Below are 19,016 nucleotides of genomic sequence, written 5' to 3'. Positions count from 1 at the left end.
CCGCTTATCTCGGCACACCGCGTAATAACGGAATCTCGTTGAACGGCGGCGCGGAAGTGGGCGCCGGTTGAGTGTTAAACAGCATAATAAACGGTTTCGGCGGAGTGACTTTTTCATTACGCCATAAACTGCCGAGCCCGACCAGCTGAATATCTGCCGGTAAATGACGAAGCCCCGCCTGCAACACGGCGACGGTATTTTTGCGCGGGTGGCCGATCACAATAGCCGTGCCGTGTTTGCGGGCATACTGTAGCGCATTATTGAACTGCCGCTGTACATCGGCAAGCTGATCGCTGTCGTCCAGAAAAATATGCCGATCCAGCGATTTTACCCCTTGCTGTCCGGCAATTTTACCGGCGACGGAACGGCCGATCGTACGGCTGTCGAGAAAAAACAGCTGCTGTTCACGCAGCGTGGTCATCAGTTTGGTCATTAAATCCGGATCCGAAGTGGCGGCGCTGCCCATATGGTTATTCATACCGATAGCGTGAGAAACAATGGCTTTAGCCTGTTGCACCCGACGGCTGACCTCATCCTGACTCATACCGAGCGTTAATCCGCCGGCCTCGATTTTCTGGTTGCTCAGCGGCTGCATCGGCATATGAATCAGAATATCGCGCCCCTGCTGCGCGGCCTGTTGATTGCGCTGTTTGGCATAGGGCGCGGAAGGAATAATGGCGACCGAAACCGCTTTCGGCAGCGCGTAAATCGCCGCATCTTCTTTCGGCCGGTATCCCACATCGTCGATCACAATGGCAAGCCGCCCGTTGCCAGCCGTCGCGGTCAGCGAAAAGGCACTCAGCGCGAAAACGCCGGCTATTTTTACCGCACTTCGGAGAATTTTTTTTATCATTTTAACCAGCCCGTCGGATTAACCGCCACGCCCTTACGGCGAATTTCAAAATAAAGCCCGCTGCGGGACTGACCGCCGGACGAACCGACTTCCGCAATTTTCTGCCCGGCGCTGACCCGCTGACCTTCTTTGACCGATACCGCCTGATTATAGCCGTACAGGCTGAGATCGTTTTCGCCGTGTTTGATGATCACCATCAGACCGTATCCCTGCAACCAGCTGGATAAAATCACCCGCCCGTCGGCAATGGCTTTTACCGGCGTGCCGTTTCCGGCGCCGATCACAATGCCTTTCCATTTCAGCTCGCCCATTTGGCTGGAACCGAAGGTATTAAGAATTTTGCCCGATACCGGATACGCATATTGTTTTCTCGGCTGGCCTAACCCGCCGGATACCGACAGCAGCTGTTTTTCCTGTGCGGTCGGGGTATAAGGTTTCTGCGTTTTCTGTTCTTCCCGCCGCTGTTTCTGCGCCAGCGCCTCACGTTCGCGTTTTTCCTGCTCGCGCGCCGCCTGTTCGGCACGCTGAATTTGCTGACGTAGCGCGTTTTCGTTGGCTTTCAGAGTGTCCAGTTTATTTTGATCGCGCGCCAGAGTGCGGTTTAACTGATTCAGGGTGGACTGACGTTCGCGCTGGACTTTCTGCAAATCCTGCTGCTGTTTTTTCTGGCTTGCCAGCTGCGTTTGATGGGCTTTCTGCTGTTCCTGCACGCTGAGCTTATCCTGCGCCAGTTGCAGCTGCGTGGCTTTCAGCTCCTCAATTAGCACCAAACGCGCCTGATTCATATGATCATAATAGGCTTTCATACGTTCGGCTTTTTGGGCGTCTTCGGAGAACAGTTTTTCCAGCGTGGAGGGATTAATGCCCGAGCGGTACATGGCATCAAGCTGTTTGGCCAGTTTGTTTTTCTGCGCCGCTTCCTGTTTTTCCAGCTGGCGGATCTGTTTATCGGTATCGGCGATCAGCTTGCGGATTTCTTTTAAATCCGACTCGGTCTGGCGCAGCTGACCGAGCACGCCGTTAATCCGGGTTTCCTGATCTTTCAGGGTGGATTGCAGCTTGTTCTGCTCGCGTTTCTGTGCGGCGATTTTTTGTTCCTGCTGTTTGATTTGCTGCCGGATATTAGACAGGTCATTGCTTTGCACGGCAACGGAAAAAGCCAGCCCGGCACAGCAAAGTGCGGTCAGTTTTTTTACGTTTTTGATTTTTCTGATTAACAACGGCATAGCTAAATCCCAAACCTCCAAGCGGAGGTATAAATATATCATCATTTTGTCTCAGGCTCTAAATGTTCGTGTGTAAAATTCCTGTAAATTCTTGCGAAAGATCAGGAAAGCACGGCTTTTCACTTTTAAACGGACAAAATTTTTGCTATAAAGTGCCCAGTATTTTTTATTCAACACGAGGAGATTTTTTTATGGAATTAGTCTTTATTCGCCACGGTTTCAGTGAGTGGAATGCGAAAAACTTATTTACCGGCTGGCGCGATGTCAATCTGACCGAACGCGGTGTGAAAGAAGCGAAAGCGGCAGGTAAAAAATTATTGGATGCCGGTTATGAATTTGATATTGCCTTCACTTCTGTGCTGACTCGTGCGATCAAAACCTGCAACATCGTGTTGGAAGAATCTCACCAGTTATGGATTCCGCAGGTGAAAAGCTGGCGTTTGAACGAACGTCATTACGGCGAACTGCAGGGGCTGGACAAAAAAGCCACCGCAGAAAAATACGGTGACGAACAGGTGCATATCTGGCGTCGTTCTTACGATACTTTACCGCCGTTGCTGGATCCGAAAGACCCGAATTCCGCACATAATGACCGCCGTTACGCGCATTTGCCGGCGGATGTGATTCCGGACGGCGAAAATCTGAAAGTGACGCTGGAACGCGTCTTACCGTTCTGGGAAGATCAGATTGCGCCGGCATTGCTGTCCGGCAAACGCGTGCTGGTTACGGCGCACGGTAACTCCTTGCGCGCGCTGGCTAAACACATTATCGGGATTTCCGACGCGGATATTATGGATTTCGAAATTCCGACCGGTCAGCCGTTGGTGTTGAAATTGGATGAAAAATTAAACTTTGTGGATAAATTCTATCTGTAAGTGATTATTTAGGCGAAACATTCCCCGCATCAGGCGGGGATTTTTTTGCCGGCGCAAAAGTGCGGTGCAAATGCGGGCGGTTTATGCCGAATCGCGGCCGGCAAACCAGCTTTCCAGAATCAGGCAGGCGGAAATGCCGTCCACTTTGCCTTTTTCCAGCGCACGATAACCGCCGCGCCGGAAGATTTCGCTTCTCGCTTCGGTAGTGGTCAGGCGTTCATCCTGTAATTCCACGCGGACGCCGAAACGACCGTGCAGCCGATTGGCGAATTTTCTGGCGCGCGCCGTCAGCGGCTGTTCCGTGCCGTCCATGTTCAGCGGCAGACCGACGATGATCACATCCGGTTGCCATTCCCGCAGACATTTTTCAACATGCGCCCAGTCGGGAATGCCATCGCGGGCTTTCAACGCCGGCAGCGCCTGCGCGGTTGCGGTGATGCTTTGTCCGACGGCACAGCCGATACTGCGGGTGCCGAAATCAAAAGCCAGAGCGGTGAGCGCCATCAGCAATGCCCTGCCTGATAAGCAAAGTTATGATTATGAATCCCGAGCAGCAAATTGGCTTCCAGCCAGCGTTGTTCGCACGGCACATCAAATAAAATCCGTTCGTTGGCGGGCGCAATCAGCCAGTCGTTGTTGGCGATTTCCTTTTCCAGCTGTTCCGGCGACCAGCTGGCACAGCCGAGCGCAACCAAATAGTGCTGCGGCGTCAGCGGCGTGCCGAAGCTGTCGATCACATCCGCCGAGGTGGTTAAAAACAGATTATCGGTCACTTTATAGCTGTGCTGGAACGGTCGCGCCGTGACGGTATGCAGAATAAAGCCGCGTTCAAGATTCACCGGGCCGCCGGCCAGTACCAGTTCATTCGGGTAACGGCGCTGATCCGCCATCATAAAATTCATTTTGGCGCACAGCTCGGCGATGCTTAAATCCGTCGGCCGGGTCAGTACCAGCCCCATGGCGCCCTGTTCGTTATGTTCGCAGATATACACCACGGAACGGTTAAAATACTCATCCTCCAGATGCGGCATGGCGATAAGAAAGTGATTTTGCAGTTCCATATATTTTATATCTCAATAGTTAAACTAAGTCGTTAAGCCAAATCACCGAAGCAAACCTGTAAGGCGCTGATCGCAGTTAACGCAGCAGTTTCCGTGCGTAATATGCGCTTGCCCAACAGGACTTCGGTAAATCCCTGTTGTTCCGTTTGTGCGATTTCCTGTGCCGATAAGCCGCCTTCTGCGCCGATCAGCAGCCGAACGCCCGCCTCAGGTATGGCCGGCAGCGTGCGAATGCTGCATTTCGCCCGCGGGTGCAGATTGAGTTTTAAACTGCCGTCCTGTTCCGCGCACCAATCCTGTAGCTTCATCATCGGGCGAATCTGCGGAATCACATTGCGGCCGCACTGTTCGCAGGCGGCGATGGCGATTTTCTGCCATTGGCGGATTTTTTTCGCCATGCGTTCGTCATCCAGCTTCACGCCACAGCGTTCCGACCACAGGGGCGTGATGATATTAACCCCCAGTTCGACGGATTTCTGGATAGTAAACTCCATTTTCTCTCCGCGTGAAATCACCTGTCCCAGATGAATCGACAACGGACTTTCGCGGTCATCAAGGCGGCGTGCCTGAATTTCTGCCTCGACGGTTTTTTTATCCGCACGGATAATCGTCGCGCTGTAAATATGGTTGCTGCCGTCGAATAATTCAAGCCGGTCGCCCGCCTGCATGCGCAGCACGCGTCCGACATGATTGGCCGCCTCATCGCTGAGACGGCAGACTGTAGCGTCAGTTAAAGGTTCGGGGTGATAGATTCTGGGTATTCTCATGGCCGGTTCGGGATTAAAAATTTGCCATATCATAACAGAAATAAAAAAACGGTGAAAAATTTCACCGCACTTTACCGCAGATTATTGCCAAACGCCGTTATTTCAGCACGGTAATCGTCCATTTGGCATCGTCGATCTGTTCGAAATCGGTGACTTCGTAGCCTTCTTCCGCCGCCCAATTCGGAATGGCTTCTGTTGCCTGAGTACAGTCGAATTCAATCTGCAAACCGTCGCCTTTGTGTAATTTTGCCATCGCGGCTTTCGCCTCGACGAGGGGAAACGGACAAACCAGACCAGTGGTTTCGAGTTTTACGATCATATGATTCTCCTTGTGGATAAGTTATGCCTGCGCGAATTTAAGTTGCTGCGGGCGGATAATGGTGAAATAGGCGGCGACCCAGGTGCCTGCGATCATAATCGGCAATGACAACCAGCCCTGCCAAGAGAAAAAGGCGGTTTCCACCAAACCGTTACCGATAGAGCAGCCGCCCGCCAGCGTGGCGCCGATGCCCATCAGTATGCCGCCGATTGCACTGCGTAACAGCGTGCTGACATCCGGTACGCGGAAGCGGAATTCGTTACTGCCTTTCGCGGCGATAAACGAACCGACGAAAATGCCCAGCACCAGATAAACGCCCCAGTTAATAAATCGGCTTTCGCCGGTGACCAGATACTGCATGATATTGGCGGACGGCCCGGTAATGCCCAGCCCGAATTCCCGCCCGGTGGCCACACTTAACGGCCAGGCCGCCAGCGCAATAATGCCGACCAGTACGGCGGTGAAAAACGGATCCCAGCGTTTTTCAAATAAAAGGTGTGCCAAACCGGTTTTCTTGGCTTTCAGTGTGGCGAGTTTGGCGCGCGGTCTGGCGACATGGCGGAAAACGTAAAATAATGTGACCGCACTTAACAATGCCACCAGCCACCACGGGGAAATGCCGAGAGAATCGTAAATGGTTCTGTGTTCAATCGTCATATCGCGCAGCGTGCGGTTAAACGATCCCAACGGCCCGCTGCGCATCATGGCGCTGAACAGCATATAAGCGAATAATGCCACCCAGCTGCCGATAAGCCCCTCGCCGGCGCGATACCAGGTGCCGGTGGCACAGCCGCCCGCCAGTACGATACCGATGCCGAACAGAAACGCACCGGGCAATACGGCAAAGAGCGCCAGATTTTCCGCCGGTTCGACGCTGAGCAGCCCGCTTTGTTTTAGGGCGAAGAAACCGACGGACTGAATACTGATGGCGATAAGTAAGGCGATAAACATTTTATTGCTTTTGGTTACATATAAATCGCGGAACGCGCCGGTAATACAAAACCGTCCGCGCTGCATCACGAAACCAAGCAATAGGCCGCATAAAAGCCCGCTGAACATGATAAATACTCCTGTGATGACATAAAATAATGCAGGGCGTTATTATCAGCACACCCTTTTTCGTTGCGCCAATAATTTTTAATTCATCGTTATAATGATTTGTTATTAACAAATCGCAAAATGCCGAAAATAATGTGCAAAAGTGCGGTGCAAAATCTGCTAAAATATCTGCCGTTTGAGGTGATATTTTAACGGGCGGAGACGGGGTTATCGAAAACTGGCAACGCGGCTTTGTGCTGCATCGCCGTGTTTACGGCGAGACGAGCTTACTGGTGGATGTATTTACCGAGCAAACGGGACGCCTGACGCTGTTGGCGAAAGGTGCGCGGGCCAAACGTTCGCCGCTGAAGGGCATTTTACAGCCGTTTACCCCGCTGCTGTTGCGCTGGAGCGGGCGCGGCGAACTGAAAATCCTGACCAAAGCGGAACCTGCCGCCATCAGCCTGCCGTTGCGTACCGATGCGCTGTACAGCGGATTTTATGTGAATGAACTGATTATGCGTCTGCTGGCGGCGGAAACCGCCTATCCGCAACTGTTTCAGGATTATCTGCATTGTCTGACCGCGCTTGCCGCCTCGCCCGACAGGCTTGAAAGCGGTCTGCGCCGGTTTGAATTCCGCCTGCTGCACAGCATGGGATACGGGGTGGATTTTTGCCATTGTGCGGGTTCCGGCGAAGCGGTGGATGAAAATATGACCTACCGTTATCGGGCCGAAAAAGGCTTTATCGCATCACTGATCAAAGACAATCTGACCTTTTACGGGCGGGAGCTGCTGGCCTTTGCGCGGCAGGAATTTAGCGATCCCGCCGTGCGGCAGGCGGCGAAACGTTTTATCCGGATTGCGCTGAAACCCTATTTAGGCGCCAAACCGCTGAAAAGCCGCGAGCTGTTTACACAATCTGTTTTATATCGAAAGTAAATCATGGCGTTATTTTATTCCCCGCAGAAAAACACGAAGCCGGCGCCGGCATTTAAGGCGGATATTCTGGAACTGGATTATCAGGGATTGGGCGTGGCAAGAGTCAACGGCAAAACTTGGTTTGTGGAAAATGCACTGCCCGGCGAGACCGTGCGGGTGGCCGTGCTTGAGGATAAACGGCAGTATGGCAAAGGGCGGGCGGTGAATATTCTGCATCCCGCGCCCGAGCGTTGCCCACCGCGCTGTGCGCATTACCGGCAATGTGGCGGCTGTCAGAGCCAGCACATTGAGGTGGATTTACAACGTCGGGCGAAGCAGCACGCGCTGTTTCAGCGCCTGAGCCGATTACAGCCGCAGGGCATCGAATTGATGCCGATGATTGTCGGCGAGCCTTGGCATTATCGCCGCCGGGCGCGTTTCAGCCTGCGTTATGATGTGAAACGCAAAGGTCTGGATATGGGGTTTCGGCAAAAAAACTCAGCGCAGATTGTACCGATTGCCCATTGCCCGGTGCTGGAGGCGCCGCTCAATGATCTATTGCCGCAACTGACCGCACTTTTTGCCCGTTGGTCGCAGCCGAAAGCGCTTGGTCATGTGGAGCTGGTGAAGGCGGATAACGGGGTGGCGATGTTGCTGCGCCAGCGCGGAAATCTCGCCCAAAACGACCGCACTTTATTGCTGGAACTGGCGACGCGGCAGCATTTGATGCTATTTCTGCAGGATGATGAGCAGATTGTGCGGCTGCACGGCGAATCGCCTTATTATCAACTGGACGACGGTTTGCGCCTGCAGTTTGATATGCGTGATTTTATTCAGGTCAACGCCGCGCTGAACCGCCGCATGATCAATACCGCGCTGGACTGGCTGGCCCTTAACGAACAGGATAATGTGCTGGACTTATTTTGCGGCATGGGTAATTTCACCTTGCCGGTCAGCCGGCGGGTCAAAAGTGCGGTGGGAATTGAGGGTGTTTCCGCCATGGTGGAAAAAGCGGTAAAAAATGCGGAACGAAATAATTGTCCTAATGTCCAATTTTACCGAGGGGATCTCGACCAACCGTTTATACAACAACAGTGGTCAAAACGCGAATTCAATAAGATTTTGCTTGACCCTCCGCGCAGCGGTGCGGCGTTCGCACTTCATGCGCTGTGCGGTCTGGGAGCGGAAAAAATCCTTTATGTTTCCTGTAATCCCGCCACCTTGGTGCGGGATGCGGAAATCTTATTGAATTCAGGTTATCAGTTGCAAAAAACGGCGATGATCGATATGTTCCCGCATACGGGACATCTGGAAAGCATCAGCCTGTTTGAAAAACGACAATAGGAAGAAATTATGGTTGCTGTACGCGGATCGCATTTATTAAATCCAAAGGATTTTGTGATTGAGAAATGGTGTGCCGGGTTGGCGCTGCCGCAAAACGTAGAACAAACGCTGGTGAAAGCCTGGCATTATGCGCAGGATAATATCGCACAGAAACCGAACGACCAGGCCGCGGGCGAATATTGTTCGCTGCACGGCGGGGTGGAAATGGTGGAAATTCTGCACAGCCTGAATATGGATGCCGACAGCCTGATTACGGCCATGCTCTACCCTATCGTACATTATAATATCGTCGATCTGGCGCAGATTAAGGAAGATTTCGGGGCGAAAATCAGCAAACTGGTGAAAGGCGTGATCGAAATGGATAATATCCGCCAGCTCAACGCCAGCCATTCCGCCGATAGCCTGCAGGTGGACAATGTGCGCCGTATGCTGCTTGCCATGGTGGATGATTTCCGCTGTGTGATTATTAAACTGGCGGAGCGAATCGTGTATCTGCGCGATGCGGAAAAGTGCGGTTCGGAAGAAGAAAAAGTGCTGGCGGCAAAAGAATGTTCCAATATTTACGCGCCGCTGGCCAACCGTCTCGGCATCGGGCAGCTGAAATGGGAACTGGAGGATTACTGTTTCCGCTATCTGCATCCTGATCAATATCATATTATCGCCAAGCTGTTGAAAGAACGCCGTTTGGATCGGGAACAGTATATTGCGGATTTTGTGGCGGAATTAACCGCTTATCTGAAAGAAAATCTCGATCAGGTGGAAGTGTACGGGCGGCCGAAGCATATTTACAGTATCTGGCGCAAAATGCAGAAAAAACATCTGGAATTCAGTGATTTATATGATGTTCGCGCGGTGCGGATCATCGTCCAGAAGTTGCAGGATTGTTACTCCGCGCTGGGTATCGTGCATACCCATTTCAAACATTTACCCAAAGAATTCGATGATTATGTGGCCAATCCGAAGCCGAACGGTTATCAGTCGATTCATACCGTGGTGCTGGGCAAGGGCGGCAAGCCGATTGAAGTGCAGATTCGTACCCAGCAAATGCACGACGATGCGGAACTCGGCGTGGCGGCGCACTGGAAATATAAGGAAGGGCTGACCGGTCGTTCCGCCTATGAGGATAAAATCGCCTGGCTGCGTAAGCTGTTGGCATGGCAGGATGATATTACCGATTCCGGCGAGGTGATGGCGGAGCTGCGCAGTCAGGTGTTTGATGATCGGGTATATGTGTTTACGCCGAAAGGCGAAGTGGTGGATTTGCCGAGCGGTTCGACGCCGCTGGATTTCGCTTATGCCATTCACAGCGAAATCGGACATCGCTGTATCGGCGCTAAAGTCGGCAGGCGGATTGTGCCGTTCACCTATCAGCTGCAAATGGGCGATCAGATCGATATTATCACGCAGAAAACGCCGAATCCGAGCCGCGACTGGCTTAACCCGAATCTGGGGTTTACCCATACGGCCAAAGCGCGGGCCAAGATCCACGCGTGGTTTAAAAAGCTGGATCGGGATAAAAATATCCCGGCCGGCAAGGAACTGCTGGAAAACGAGATCACCCGTCTGGGATTAAGTTTAAAACAGGTGGAACAGCATGCGCTGCCGCGTTATAACCTGAAAAATCTGGATGATCTGTATGCCGGAATCGGCGGCGGGGATATTCGTTTAAATCAGTTGGTCAATTTTTTACAGAATAAACTGATTAAAACTTCGGCACAGGAGGCGGACGAAGAAATTCTGCGCCATGTGGCAAATAAAGGGGCGAGCAATACGCAGCAGAAAAACGATGAGAAAAAAGGCTATGTCATCGTTGAAGGCGTGGGCAATTTGATGCACCATATTGCGCGTTGCTGCCAGCCGATTCCGGGCGATGACATTGTCGGTTATATTACCATGGGGCGCGGTATTTCCATTCACCGCAGTGATTGCGAACAGTTTATGGAGCTACAGAATTCGCATCCGGAACGGGTGGTGGAATCGGTGTGGGGCGACAATTACGCCAGCGGTTTTCGTATCAGTATCCGCATTATTTCCAGTGATCGCAACGGCCTGCTGCGGGATATTACTACGGTGCTGGCAAACGAGAAAATCAGCGTCCTCGGCGTGTCCAGCCGCACGGATACCAAACGGCAGCTGGCGACGATCGACATGGAAATCGAGCTGAACAATGTGCAGATTCTAAGCAAAATTCTGGCGCGTTTAGCCAAACTGGACGATGTTATTGAAGCCAAACGGCTTTAACTGAATAAGGAATGTTATGCATAAAACCACAGGGTTAACCCACCTGATTAAATCAACGGGATATTCGTTAAAAGGATTAAAAAGTGCGGTCAAATATGAAACCGCTTTTCGTCATGAGCTGCTATTGGCGATGATATTGATTCCGCTGGCCTGTTGGCTGGGGCAGGATAAAATAGACATTGCGCTGATGATCGGCACCGTATTGATGGTGCTGGTGGTGGAATTATTAAACAGTGCGGTGGAAGCGGTGGTGGATCGGATTGGCACGGAACATCACGAGCTGTCCGGCCGCGCTAAGGATTTAGGCTCCGCCGCGGTGTTTGTGGCGCTGACGGTGATGGTGATTGTGTGGGGGCTGGTGCTGTTGTTCTGAGCGCAAAACCGTCAATATTAACGGGGCATAACTTGCCCCGTTTTTTCGCTTACATGTCCGTTTGGGATTTTAACGTTCTGACCGCGGCGAACAACACCATAATCGGAAAGAAATAGAAAATATTACCCGAATTATGGGTGAAAAATCCCTGACTGAGGCAGTAAAACATCACCGACAGAATATGAATGATGCCCAGCATCGCCGCGCAGCGGGCTTCAAGCGATGCGCCCGACAGGCTGCGGATAAAATACCGCATCGGTACCAGCATAATTCCCAGCAGCCCCAGCAGACCGAGTATGCCGCGTTTGGCCAGATCGTCTAAATATTGGTTATGGGCGTGATCAAAGATAGCGGCATGTTTATTAATGATTTTCTGTGCGGCATATTGTTTCGACTGTTCCGCCACCCCGGCGGTTCCCCAGCCCAAAAGCGGTTTTTCCTGCGCCATTAACAGCGCGCCTTTCCACATATCGAAGCGGGCGCCGACGGAAGTGGCGCCGTTATTTTTGTCAAAATAGGCGGCGATCTCATTATTGGCTTTTTTTATCCGGTTCATTACCTGGGTATTGGGCAAAGCGACCGCGGTGATAACCGTGATAACAACGACGCTACAAATGCCGGTTAAAAACGGCTTACTTAACTGTTTGCGATACAGCAGAATAATCACCGCAAGGATAAACGGCAGCCCGATCCAGCCGCCGCGGGCGGTGGAGAGAAAGCTGCCGAGAATACCGAATAAGCTGGCGACGGTGCACAATACGGCCGCTTTATACTGTTTGCGGGCGGCGAAATACAACGCGATCACCAGAGAAAACATGCCGAGCGACATGGCGATATCGCCGCCTTGAATATGCATGGTGCGCGGCGAATAAGCCGCTTGTGCGCCGAGATAAAAGCGATCATAAAGTGCGACCAGCCCGGCAATGACCGCGCCGGCGGGAATACTGTAAGCCAGCACCTTAAACCGTATCGGGTGATGAAAAAACAGTGACAGGAGCGGCAAAACCAGAATCGCCCGGCTCGGATTATCCAGCTCTCTGAATTTACCGCCGTGAAGCAGTAAAGAGAGCAGAAAAACCGAAAAGTAAAACACATAGCTTGCAATCAGCCATTTTTCATCCTGTGAAAAAGTCTGCCGCCGTTTTTGTGCGATAAGGTAAATCAGATAGCCGAAAGCGATGATGATTAACAGAAACGGCGCAAAGTTATGCCCGCCTTTTACGCTCAGCACGGAAAGAAAGAAAAATCCCACGGCAAAATTGACTAATAAAGAAAGTTTATTGTCTTTCACAATATTCATGTCGCCCCACAATATTTAATTTACGCAGAAAAAAACCGCACGTTAAAGTGCGGTTTATTTTAGACTATTTCCGAAAATTATAATACATCAATACAATTTAAATCATGGAAGGATTTTTCTAAGCGTTTAGACATGGATTCTTCCGATTTACGTAACCAAACACGCGGATCGTAGTATTTTTTATTCGGCGCGTCAGGGCCTTCCGGATTGCCCAGCTGACCTTGCAGATACGCTTCGTTGGCTTTATAGAAGTTTAAAATCCCTTCCCATGCCGCCCATTGGGTATCGGTGTCGATATTCATTTTGATCGCACCGTAGCTGATCGCTTCGCGGATTTCTTCGGTGGAAGAACCGGAACCGCCGTGGAAAACGAAGTTAATCGGTTTTGCCGGCAGATTGCGTTCTTTCGCAACGAATTCCTGTGAGGCGCCTAAAATGGACGGTTTTAATTTTACATTGCCCGGTTTGTAAACGCCGTGTACGTTACCGAATGCGGCGGCAACGGTGAAACGCGGGCTGACCGGATGCAGCTGATCATAAACATACAGCACATCTTCCGGCTGGGTGTAAAGACGTGATTCGTCCACGCCGCTGTTATCTACGCCGTCTTCTTCGCCGCCGGTGATACCGATTTCGATTTCAAGAGTCATGCCTAATTTTGACATGCGTTCCAGATATTGACGGCAGGTCGCCATGTTTTCTTCCATCGGCTCTTCGGAAAGGTCAAGCATATGGGAAGAAAATAACGGTTTGCCGGTTTCGGCAAAATGTTTTTCACCGGCATCCAGTAAGCCGTCAATCCACGGCAGTAATTTTTTCGCGCAGTGGTCGGTGTGTAGAATCACCGGCACGCCGTATTCCGCCGCCAGTGTGTGCACCTGTTTGGCACCAGCGATCGCGCCTAATACGTCAGGACGAGTGCCGCTTGCCGGTTTAATGCCTTTACCGGCATAGAACTGCGCACCGCCGTTGGAGAACTGAATAATAACCGGTGCTTTAACCCGTGCGGCGGTTTCCAGCACGGTGTTTACGCTGTCGCTGCCGACACAGTTGACCGCCGGAATTGCAAAGTTGTTTTCTTTTGCGTAAGCGAAGATTTTTTGTACGTCGTCACCTGTTACCACACCCGGTTTGACGATATCTAATAATTTTGCCATTTTTTGCTTCCTATCTTGTTTGAAATGGGTCGGAACGATGCGCGCGTAAACGCGCATCACATAAGGTGGATTAGCCGTTCGCGCGTTTTTCCAGAATTTCCACCGCCGGCAAAACTTTGCCTTCGACGAATTCTAAGAATGCGCCGCCGCCGGTTGAAATATAAGAAATTTTATCTGCGATACCGAATAAATCAATGGCCGCTAAAGTGTCGCCGCCGCCGGCAATGGAGAATGCGCCGTTTGCCGTGGCTTCGGCAATGGCATTGGCCACCACTTCGGTACCTTTGCGGAAATTAGGAAATTCGAACACGCCGACCGGGCCGTTCCACAAAATGGTTTTGGCATTGCGGATAATCTCCGCCAGCTGGGCGGCGGATTGGTCGCCGATATCAAAAATGGATTCGTCCGCGCCGACTTGATTAACCGCTTTTTCGGTGGCGGCGGCCGTTTCGGAGAATTCGGTGCCGACACGCACATCCACCGGTACCGGAATCGCGGTGGCTTTGGACAGACGCTGCGCTTCCGGAATTAAATCCGCTTCATACAGGGATTTACCCACGTTATTGCCTTCCGCCGCGATAAAGGTATTGGCAATTCCGCCGCCGACAATCAGCTGGTCGGCAATTTTGGATAAGGAATCCAACACGGTAAGTTTAGTGGATACTTTGGAGCCGCCCACAATCGCCAGCATCGGACGTTGCGGTTCTTTCAGCGCTTTACCGAGCGCATCCAGTTCCGCCGCTAATAACGGGCCGGCACAGGCGATCGGCGCATATTCCGCCACACCGTAAGTGGATGCCTGCGCGCGGTGCGCCGTACCGAAGGCGTCCATCACGAACACATCGCACAGTGCGGCATATTTTTTACCCAGCTCGGCATCATTTTTCTTTTCACCTTTGTTGATACGCACGTTTTCCAGCACCACAACTTCACCGCTGTTGACTTCGACGCCGGACAGATAATCGCGCACCAAACGAACCGGCACGCCCAGATCGGAATTATTTAAGTAATCGACCACCGGTTGCAGAGAATCTTCCGGTTTGAATTCACCTTCGGTCGGACGGCCTAAATGGGAGGTCACCATGACTTTCGCGCCTTTTTGCAGCGCCAGTTTTAAGGTCGGAATGGTGGCGCGGATACGCGCGTCAGACGTTACTTTACCGTCTTTTACCGGTACGTTCAGATCGGCGCGGATAAAGACGCGTTTGCCGGTTAAATCCAGATCGGCCATTTTAATTACTGACATAATTTACCCTCTTGGTTGGTTAAAATTGAAAATGATAAACACTGCCACGCATTATACTCACTTATTTTGCATGATGTAACGGGTCTAGATCAAATTCTCGCCATTATTCTTTGGGTTAAATGAATTCTTTCTAATTGATTAGATAAATGACATATTTTTTTCAATATCCGGAGCGAAAATTTGCATGCACATTATCAAATGAAGAAAAAGTTTAAAAAAAGCACCGCACTTTTGCCCCGCTCGGCGGTATCACGGTTCGGTAAATGAGATTTATCGCATTTGATATATTCATATGGAATATTAAATGCGATTTTTTTATTTCTGCCGCTAAAATTTTGATGGTTAAATGCAGGAAGCCTGAAAACAGGCCGAATTTTAATAATTTATTTACAACAATAACCGACACAACATCAACCGATAACGAGAAGGAGGAGCTATGCAACGCGTTCTTTTGGCTTTTCGGCTGCCGGCGGCGCAGTGGCTGGGACGAAAAACCGCGCTGATTATCACCGCACTTGCCGCGATGGCGACGTTCTCCGGCGCCAATGCGGCGACCATACTGAATGTTTCCTATGATCCCACCCGTGAGCTGTATAAAGAGTACAATCAGCTGTTCGCACAGCACTGGCAGCAAACCAACGGGGAAAACATCACCATTCGGACTTCGCACGGCGGTTCCGGTAAACAGGCGCGTTCGGTGATCGACGGATTGCAGGCGGATGTGGTGACACTGGCGCTGGCCGGCGATATTGATGCCATTAACAGCCGACAGGCGCTTATTGCGCCGGACTGGCAAAGCAAGTTTGCCGATAACAGTACGCCTTATACTTCCACCATTGTGTTTTTAGTGCGTAAAGGAAATCCGAAAAACATTCGTGACTGGGACGATTTGGTGCGCGAAGGCGTTGAAGTGATTACGCCGAACCCGAAAACCTCCGGCGGCGCACGCTGGAATTTTCTGGCGGCATGGGCATTCGCCAAAGCCAAATACGGCAGCGACGATAAGGCGTTAGCCTTTGTCAGCGAAATTTACCGCCATGTGCCGGTGCTGGATACCGGTGCGCGCGGCGCGACCACCAGTTTTGTACAGCGCGGGCTGGGCGATGTGTTGCTGGCCTGGGAAAACGAGGCTTATCTGGCGTTGGCGGAACAGGGCGGCGGTGAGTTTGAAATCGTCACGCCGTCGCTTTCCATTCTGGCGGAACCGCCGGTTGCGCTGGTGGATGCGGTGGTGGATAAAAAAGGAACGCGCGAGCAGGCACAGGCTTATCTGCAATATTTATACAGTGATGAGGCGCAGCATGTTATCGCCAAACATTTTTATCGCCCGCGTAATGCCGCGATTCTGGCGCAATACCCTGACCGTTTTCCGGCGCTGACGCTGGTGACGATTGATGAGGCTTTCGGCGGCTGGGCTTCGGCGCAAAAGACCTATTTTGACGACGGCGGGGTATTTGATCAGATTTTTGCCCGGATTAACGAATGATCAGGACAGCCTTTCGTGTGGGCGAAAGCGGTTTGAGGAGTGATTTATGACAGCGGTACCCCGCATTATTCCCGGATTTAAATTATCCTTAGGTTATACGATCAGCTTTTTAAGCCTGATCGTCTTAATTCCTTTATTTGCATTGTTTGTGTTTTCCATGCAGATTAGCTGGCCGGAATTCGTGCAGCTGATCACCGGCAAGCAGCTGTTGCTGTCTTTGTGGCTGTCGCTGCGCACCGCATTTACCGCAGCGCTGTTCAATACCTTGCTGGGCGGTGTACTGGCATGGACACTGGTGCGTTACCGCTTTTTCGGGCGCAAACTGATGGACACTTTTATCGATATGCCGTTTGCCCTGCCGACGGCGGTCGCCGGTATCGCACTGACCGCCATTTATGCGCAAAACGGCATTATCGGCCAGTTTTTCGCCTTTAAAATTGCCTATACGCCCATCGGCATTACGCTGGCGCTGTTGTTTGTGACCTTGCCGTTTGTGGTGCGAACGTTGCAGCCGGTGCTACAGGATTTACCGAAAGATGTGGAGGAAGCCGCCACAATTCTGGGAGCGAGCCGGCTTCAGATTTTTATCCGTATCATTCTGCCGGCGATTCTGCCGGCCTGGATTATCGGCTTTACGCTGGCCTTTGCCCGCGCGATCGGCGAATACGGCTCGGTGGTATTTATCGCCGGCAATATTCCCTTTAAAACGGAAATTCTGCCCTTGCTGATTGTGGCGAAGCTGGATCAGTATAACTATGTGGCGGCGGCGATGATCGGCGTTATCATGCTGCTGATTTCCTTTACCCTGTTATTTATTATCAATATTATTCAGCACCGCCTTGCGCGTTTCGGCTCTTAAGGAAGGATTATGTCATTACCTGCACAAAAATACAGTCCGGCGGCGTATACGCTGATTGCCTTATCCGTGGTGATTTTTCTTACCTTATTGGTGCTGCCGTTGCTGGTGGTGATTTCACAGGGATTGAGCGAAGGGTTTTCGGTTTTCTGGCAAACGGTTATTGAGCCGGATACCATCGCCGCATTAAAGCTGACCTTGCTTGCCGCGGCGATCGCCATGCCGCTGAATCTGGTATTCGGCGTGTTTGCCGCTTGGGCGGTAAGCAAATATGAATTTAAAGGCCGCCAGTTTCTGATCACTCTTATCGACCTGCCGTTTTCCGTTTCACCGATTGTGGCGGGTTTGATTTATGTGCTGCTGTTCGGCACGCAAAGCTGGTTATATCCTTATCTTGACGCTTGGGATATTCAGATTGTCTATGCCATTCCGGGGATTGTACTGGCCACCATTTTCGTTTCCGTGCCTTTTGTGGCGCGCGAGCTGATCCCGATTATGCAGGCGCAGGGTACGCAGGAAGAAGAAGCCGCCACCGTGCTCGGTGCCAACGGCTGGCAGATTTTCCGTTATATCACGCTGCCGAATATCAAATGGGCGTTGCTGCACGGCGTGGTACTGTGTACCGCGCGCGCATTGGGAGAATTCGGCGCGGTGTCGGTGCTGTCCGGACATATTCGCGGCTATACCAACACCCTGCCGCTGCATATTGAAATTCTTTATAACGAATACAACATTGTCGCCGCATTCAGCGTCGCCGTACTATTGTTATTGCTTTCTCTGCTGCTGTTACTGGCGCGCCAGTGGACGGAAAGCAAACTCGGCGGACAGACGGCATAAGAGGAACAACATGAGCATTATTATTCGGGATATTCAAAAAACCTTTGCAAATCTGACCGCACTTAACAAGATTAATTTCAGTGTACAAAACGGTGAGCTGGCCGCCCTGCTGGGGCCGTCCGGCTGCGGGAAAACCACATTACTGCGCATTATCGCCGGGCTGGAGCAGGCCGACAGCGGCACCATTTTATTCGACGATCGGGATGTCAGCCGACTCAGCGCCAAACAACGCGATATCGGTTTTGTGTTTCAAAGCTACGCCCTGTTCCGGCACATGAGCGTGGCGCAGAATGTGGCTTTCGGTTTAAAAGTCAAACCGCGGGCGGAGCGTTTAAGTGATGAGGAAATTCAGCGTAAAGTCCGTGAATTACTGGATTTAGTCCAGCTTAACCGGTTCGCCGCCTATTATCCGGATCAGCTGTCCGGCGGACAACGTCAGCGCGTGGCGCTGGCGCGCGCACTGGCTACGCAGCCGAAAGTCTTATTGCTGGACGAGCCGTTCAGTGCGCTGGATGCGACGGTGCGCAAAGAGCTGCGCCGCTGGCTGCGGGATTTTCATCATGAAATTAATGTCACCAGTTTGTTTGTCACCCATGATCAGGACGAAGCCTTGGAAGTGGCGGATAAAATTATTCTGATGAACAAAGGCCGTGTGGAGCAGGTCGGTACGCCGGAAGAGGTGTACAAACAGCCGCAAACCGCGTTTGTGGCGCATTTTCTGGGCGAAGTGAATGTGCTGCACGGAGTGATTGAACAAAATCTGCTGCGCATCGGCGATTTTACTCAGCCACTCAGCCGCCATCACCGGCCGCAATCGGTGATTGCCTACGTCCGGCCGCACGAGATCGGCATGAGCAAAGGGCAAAACACCAATGCGATTCAGGGCGAGATCAGCCGGTTGCATACCGCCGGGGCGACGATTTTCGTGGAAGTGCAGGCCGCGCACTATGAAAAACCGATCGAGGTGTCGATTAATCACGCCCAACTGGAACAAGAGGGCTTCGTACCCGGTGACAAGGTTTATTTAACGCCGAAACTGGTAAATATTTTTAGCCGTGATGAATTGATCGAATTTATGATTTAAACGGCGAAATCACACCGCACCGAGCTAAAAAGT

Annotated in this window: 19 protein-coding genes; 9 read left to right on the top strand and 10 right to left on the bottom strand. The window is 51.6% G+C overall.

What is annotated here, in order from left to right:
* Positions 1-4 precede the first annotated feature (4 nt).
* Complete coding sequence (locus ACESOH_RS03250; protein WP_373099643.1) at positions 5-853, bottom strand: divergent polysaccharide deacetylase family protein; 849 nt, start codon at positions 851-853, stop codon at positions 5-7.
* Positions 850-2,079 carry a murein hydrolase activator EnvC gene (gene envC, locus ACESOH_RS03245; protein ID WP_032093228.1) on the bottom strand — a complete coding sequence of 410 codons (1,230 nt, stop codon included), beginning with the start codon at positions 2,077-2,079 and terminating at the stop codon, positions 850-852. Before envC ends, ACESOH_RS03250 begins: the two co-directional genes overlap by 4 nt.
* 191 nt (positions 2,080-2,270) lie before the next feature.
* On the opposite strand from envC, the gene ACESOH_RS03240 reads away from it, so the two are divergent.
* Positions 2,271-2,954 (top strand): 2,3-diphosphoglycerate-dependent phosphoglycerate mutase, encoded by a 684-nt coding sequence (locus ACESOH_RS03240; protein WP_373099642.1) that lies wholly within the window; start codon positions 2,271-2,273, stop codon positions 2,952-2,954.
* 81 nt (positions 2,955-3,035) lie between these two features.
* On the opposite strand, the gene ruvX is transcribed toward ACESOH_RS03240, so the two are convergent.
* The 5 genes from ruvX to ACESOH_RS03215 form a co-directional block, all read right to left on the bottom strand.
* A complete protein-coding gene (ruvX, locus tag ACESOH_RS03235; RefSeq protein ID WP_373099641.1) occupies positions 3,036-3,458 on the bottom strand; it encodes a Holliday junction resolvase RuvX in 423 nt (140 codons plus the stop codon).
* Positions 3,458-4,015, bottom strand: coding sequence for a YqgE/AlgH family protein (locus tag ACESOH_RS03230; protein WP_373099640.1), 558 nt, complete (start codon positions 4,013-4,015; stop codon positions 3,458-3,460). Before ACESOH_RS03230 ends, ruvX begins: the two co-directional genes overlap by 1 nt.
* 32 nt (positions 4,016-4,047) lie before the next feature.
* Positions 4,048-4,782, bottom strand: a complete 735-nt coding sequence (rsmE, locus tag ACESOH_RS03225) for a 16S rRNA (uracil(1498)-N(3))-methyltransferase (protein WP_373099638.1) — start codon at positions 4,780-4,782, stop codon at positions 4,048-4,050.
* A gap of 97 nt (positions 4,783-4,879) precedes the next feature.
* Complete coding sequence (locus ACESOH_RS03220; RefSeq protein WP_373099636.1) at positions 4,880-5,101, bottom strand: sulfurtransferase TusA family protein; 222 nt, start codon at positions 5,099-5,101, stop codon at positions 4,880-4,882.
* Between the two features lie 21 nt (positions 5,102-5,122).
* Positions 5,123-6,163 (bottom strand): YeeE/YedE thiosulfate transporter family protein, encoded by a 1,041-nt coding sequence (locus tag ACESOH_RS03215; RefSeq protein WP_032093233.1) that lies wholly within the window; start codon positions 6,161-6,163, stop codon positions 5,123-5,125.
* Positions 6,164-6,393: 230 nt separating this feature from the next.
* On the opposite strand from ACESOH_RS03215, the gene recO reads away from it, so the two are divergent.
* The 4 genes from recO to ACESOH_RS03195 are packed head-to-tail and all read left to right on the top strand — an operon-like array spanning position 6,394 to position 11,017.
* Positions 6,394-7,080: a DNA repair protein RecO gene (gene recO / locus ACESOH_RS03210; RefSeq protein WP_032093234.1), complete on the top strand. Its 687-nt coding sequence runs from the start codon at positions 6,394-6,396 to the stop codon at positions 7,078-7,080.
* A 3-nt stretch (positions 7,081-7,083) separates the two neighbouring features.
* Entirely contained in the window at positions 7,084-8,403 is a 1,320-nt protein-coding gene (gene rlmD / locus ACESOH_RS03205; protein WP_373099634.1) for a 23S rRNA (uracil(1939)-C(5))-methyltransferase RlmD, read from the top strand.
* Between the two features lie 9 nt (positions 8,404-8,412).
* Positions 8,413-10,644 (top strand): GTP diphosphokinase, encoded by a 2,232-nt coding sequence (gene relA, locus ACESOH_RS03200; RefSeq protein ID WP_373099632.1) that lies wholly within the window; start codon positions 8,413-8,415, stop codon positions 10,642-10,644.
* Between the two features lie 16 nt (positions 10,645-10,660).
* A complete protein-coding gene (locus ACESOH_RS03195; protein ID WP_373099630.1) occupies positions 10,661-11,017 on the top strand; it encodes a diacylglycerol kinase in 357 nt (118 codons plus the stop codon).
* A 49-nt stretch (positions 11,018-11,066) separates the two neighbouring features.
* Here ACESOH_RS03195 and ACESOH_RS03190 read toward each other — a convergent pair whose 3' ends face one another.
* From ACESOH_RS03190 to pgk, 3 genes are all read right to left on the bottom strand, one after another.
* Entirely contained in the window at positions 11,067-12,317 is a 1,251-nt protein-coding gene (locus tag ACESOH_RS03190; RefSeq protein ID WP_373099628.1) for an O-antigen ligase family protein, read from the bottom strand.
* 77 nt (positions 12,318-12,394) lie between these two features.
* The gene (fbaA, locus tag ACESOH_RS03185; RefSeq protein ID WP_032093239.1) at positions 12,395-13,474 is read right to left on the bottom strand and encodes a class II fructose-bisphosphate aldolase; all 1,080 of its coding nucleotides are present in this window, start codon (positions 13,472-13,474) and stop codon (positions 12,395-12,397) included.
* A gap of 70 nt (positions 13,475-13,544) precedes the next feature.
* Positions 13,545-14,720 carry a phosphoglycerate kinase gene (gene pgk, locus ACESOH_RS03180; RefSeq protein ID WP_373099626.1) on the bottom strand — a complete coding sequence of 392 codons (1,176 nt, stop codon included), beginning with the start codon at positions 14,718-14,720 and terminating at the stop codon, positions 13,545-13,547.
* A gap of 436 nt (positions 14,721-15,156) precedes the next feature.
* On the opposite strand from pgk, the gene ACESOH_RS03175 reads away from it, so the two are divergent.
* From ACESOH_RS03175 to ACESOH_RS03160, 4 genes are read left to right on the top strand one after another with little or no spacing between them, the layout of a single operon-like run.
* On the top strand, positions 15,157-16,206 hold the full coding sequence (locus ACESOH_RS03175) for a sulfate ABC transporter substrate-binding protein (RefSeq protein WP_373099625.1): 1,050 nt from the start codon (positions 15,157-15,159) through the stop codon (positions 16,204-16,206).
* Positions 16,207-16,252: 46 nt separating this feature from the next.
* The gene (gene cysT, locus ACESOH_RS03170) at positions 16,253-17,065 is read left to right on the top strand and encodes a sulfate ABC transporter permease subunit CysT (RefSeq protein ID WP_373099623.1); all 813 of its coding nucleotides are present in this window, start codon (positions 16,253-16,255) and stop codon (positions 17,063-17,065) included.
* 9 nt (positions 17,066-17,074) lie between these two features.
* Entirely contained in the window at positions 17,075-17,899 is an 825-nt protein-coding gene (gene cysW / locus ACESOH_RS03165; RefSeq protein WP_032093243.1) for a sulfate ABC transporter permease subunit CysW, read from the top strand.
* 10 nt (positions 17,900-17,909) lie between these two features.
* On the top strand, positions 17,910-18,983 hold the full coding sequence (locus tag ACESOH_RS03160) for a sulfate/molybdate ABC transporter ATP-binding protein (protein WP_373099621.1): 1,074 nt from the start codon (positions 17,910-17,912) through the stop codon (positions 18,981-18,983).
* The last annotated feature ends 33 nt before the right edge of the window (positions 18,984-19,016 follow it).

Source organism: Necropsobacter rosorum, assembly GCF_964241405.1.
Classification (GTDB): domain Bacteria; phylum Pseudomonadota; class Gammaproteobacteria; order Enterobacterales; family Pasteurellaceae; genus Necropsobacter; species Necropsobacter rosorum.
The sequence above is the reverse complement of the archived record's forward strand: the minus strand, read 5'-3'. Positions and strand labels throughout refer to the sequence as shown.

Bases quoted from the DNA above. Each gene is read 5' to 3' on its own strand.
- ACESOH_RS03250 (WP_373099643.1), bottom strand. From the start codon at position 853: ATGATAAAAAAAATTCTCCGAAGTGCGGTAAAAATAGCCGGCGTTTTC.
- envC (WP_032093228.1), bottom strand. From the start codon at position 2,079: ATGCCGTTGTTAATCAGAAAAATCAAAAACGTAAAAAAACTGACCGCA.
- ACESOH_RS03240 (WP_373099642.1), top strand. From the start codon at position 2,271: ATGGAATTAGTCTTTATTCGCCACGGTTTCAGTGAGTGGAATGCGAAA.
- ruvX (WP_373099641.1), bottom strand. From the start codon at position 3,458: ATGGCGCTCACCGCTCTGGCTTTTGATTTCGGCACCCGCAGTATCGGC.
- ACESOH_RS03230 (WP_373099640.1), bottom strand. From the start codon at position 4,015: ATGGAACTGCAAAATCACTTTCTTATCGCCATGCCGCATCTGGAGGAT.
- rsmE (WP_373099638.1), bottom strand. From the start codon at position 4,782: ATGAGAATACCCAGAATCTATCACCCCGAACCTTTAACTGACGCTACA.
- ACESOH_RS03220 (WP_373099636.1), bottom strand. From the start codon at position 5,101: ATGATCGTAAAACTCGAAACCACTGGTCTGGTTTGTCCGTTTCCCCTC.
- rlmD (WP_373099634.1), top strand. From the start codon at position 7,084: ATGGCGTTATTTTATTCCCCGCAGAAAAACACGAAGCCGGCGCCGGCA.
- relA (WP_373099632.1), top strand. From the start codon at position 8,413: ATGGTTGCTGTACGCGGATCGCATTTATTAAATCCAAAGGATTTTGTG.
- ACESOH_RS03195 (WP_373099630.1), top strand. From the start codon at position 10,661: ATGCATAAAACCACAGGGTTAACCCACCTGATTAAATCAACGGGATAT.
- ACESOH_RS03190 (WP_373099628.1), bottom strand. From the start codon at position 12,317: ATGAATATTGTGAAAGACAATAAACTTTCTTTATTAGTCAATTTTGCC.
- fbaA (WP_032093239.1), bottom strand. From the start codon at position 13,474: ATGGCAAAATTATTAGATATCGTCAAACCGGGTGTGGTAACAGGTGAC.
- pgk (WP_373099626.1), bottom strand. From the start codon at position 14,720: ATGTCAGTAATTAAAATGGCCGATCTGGATTTAACCGGCAAACGCGTC.
- ACESOH_RS03175 (WP_373099625.1), top strand. From the start codon at position 15,157: ATGCAACGCGTTCTTTTGGCTTTTCGGCTGCCGGCGGCGCAGTGGCTG.
- cysT (WP_373099623.1), top strand. From the start codon at position 16,253: ATGACAGCGGTACCCCGCATTATTCCCGGATTTAAATTATCCTTAGGT.
- cysW (WP_032093243.1), top strand. From the start codon at position 17,075: ATGTCATTACCTGCACAAAAATACAGTCCGGCGGCGTATACGCTGATT.
- ACESOH_RS03160 (WP_373099621.1), top strand. From the start codon at position 17,910: ATGAGCATTATTATTCGGGATATTCAAAAAACCTTTGCAAATCTGACC.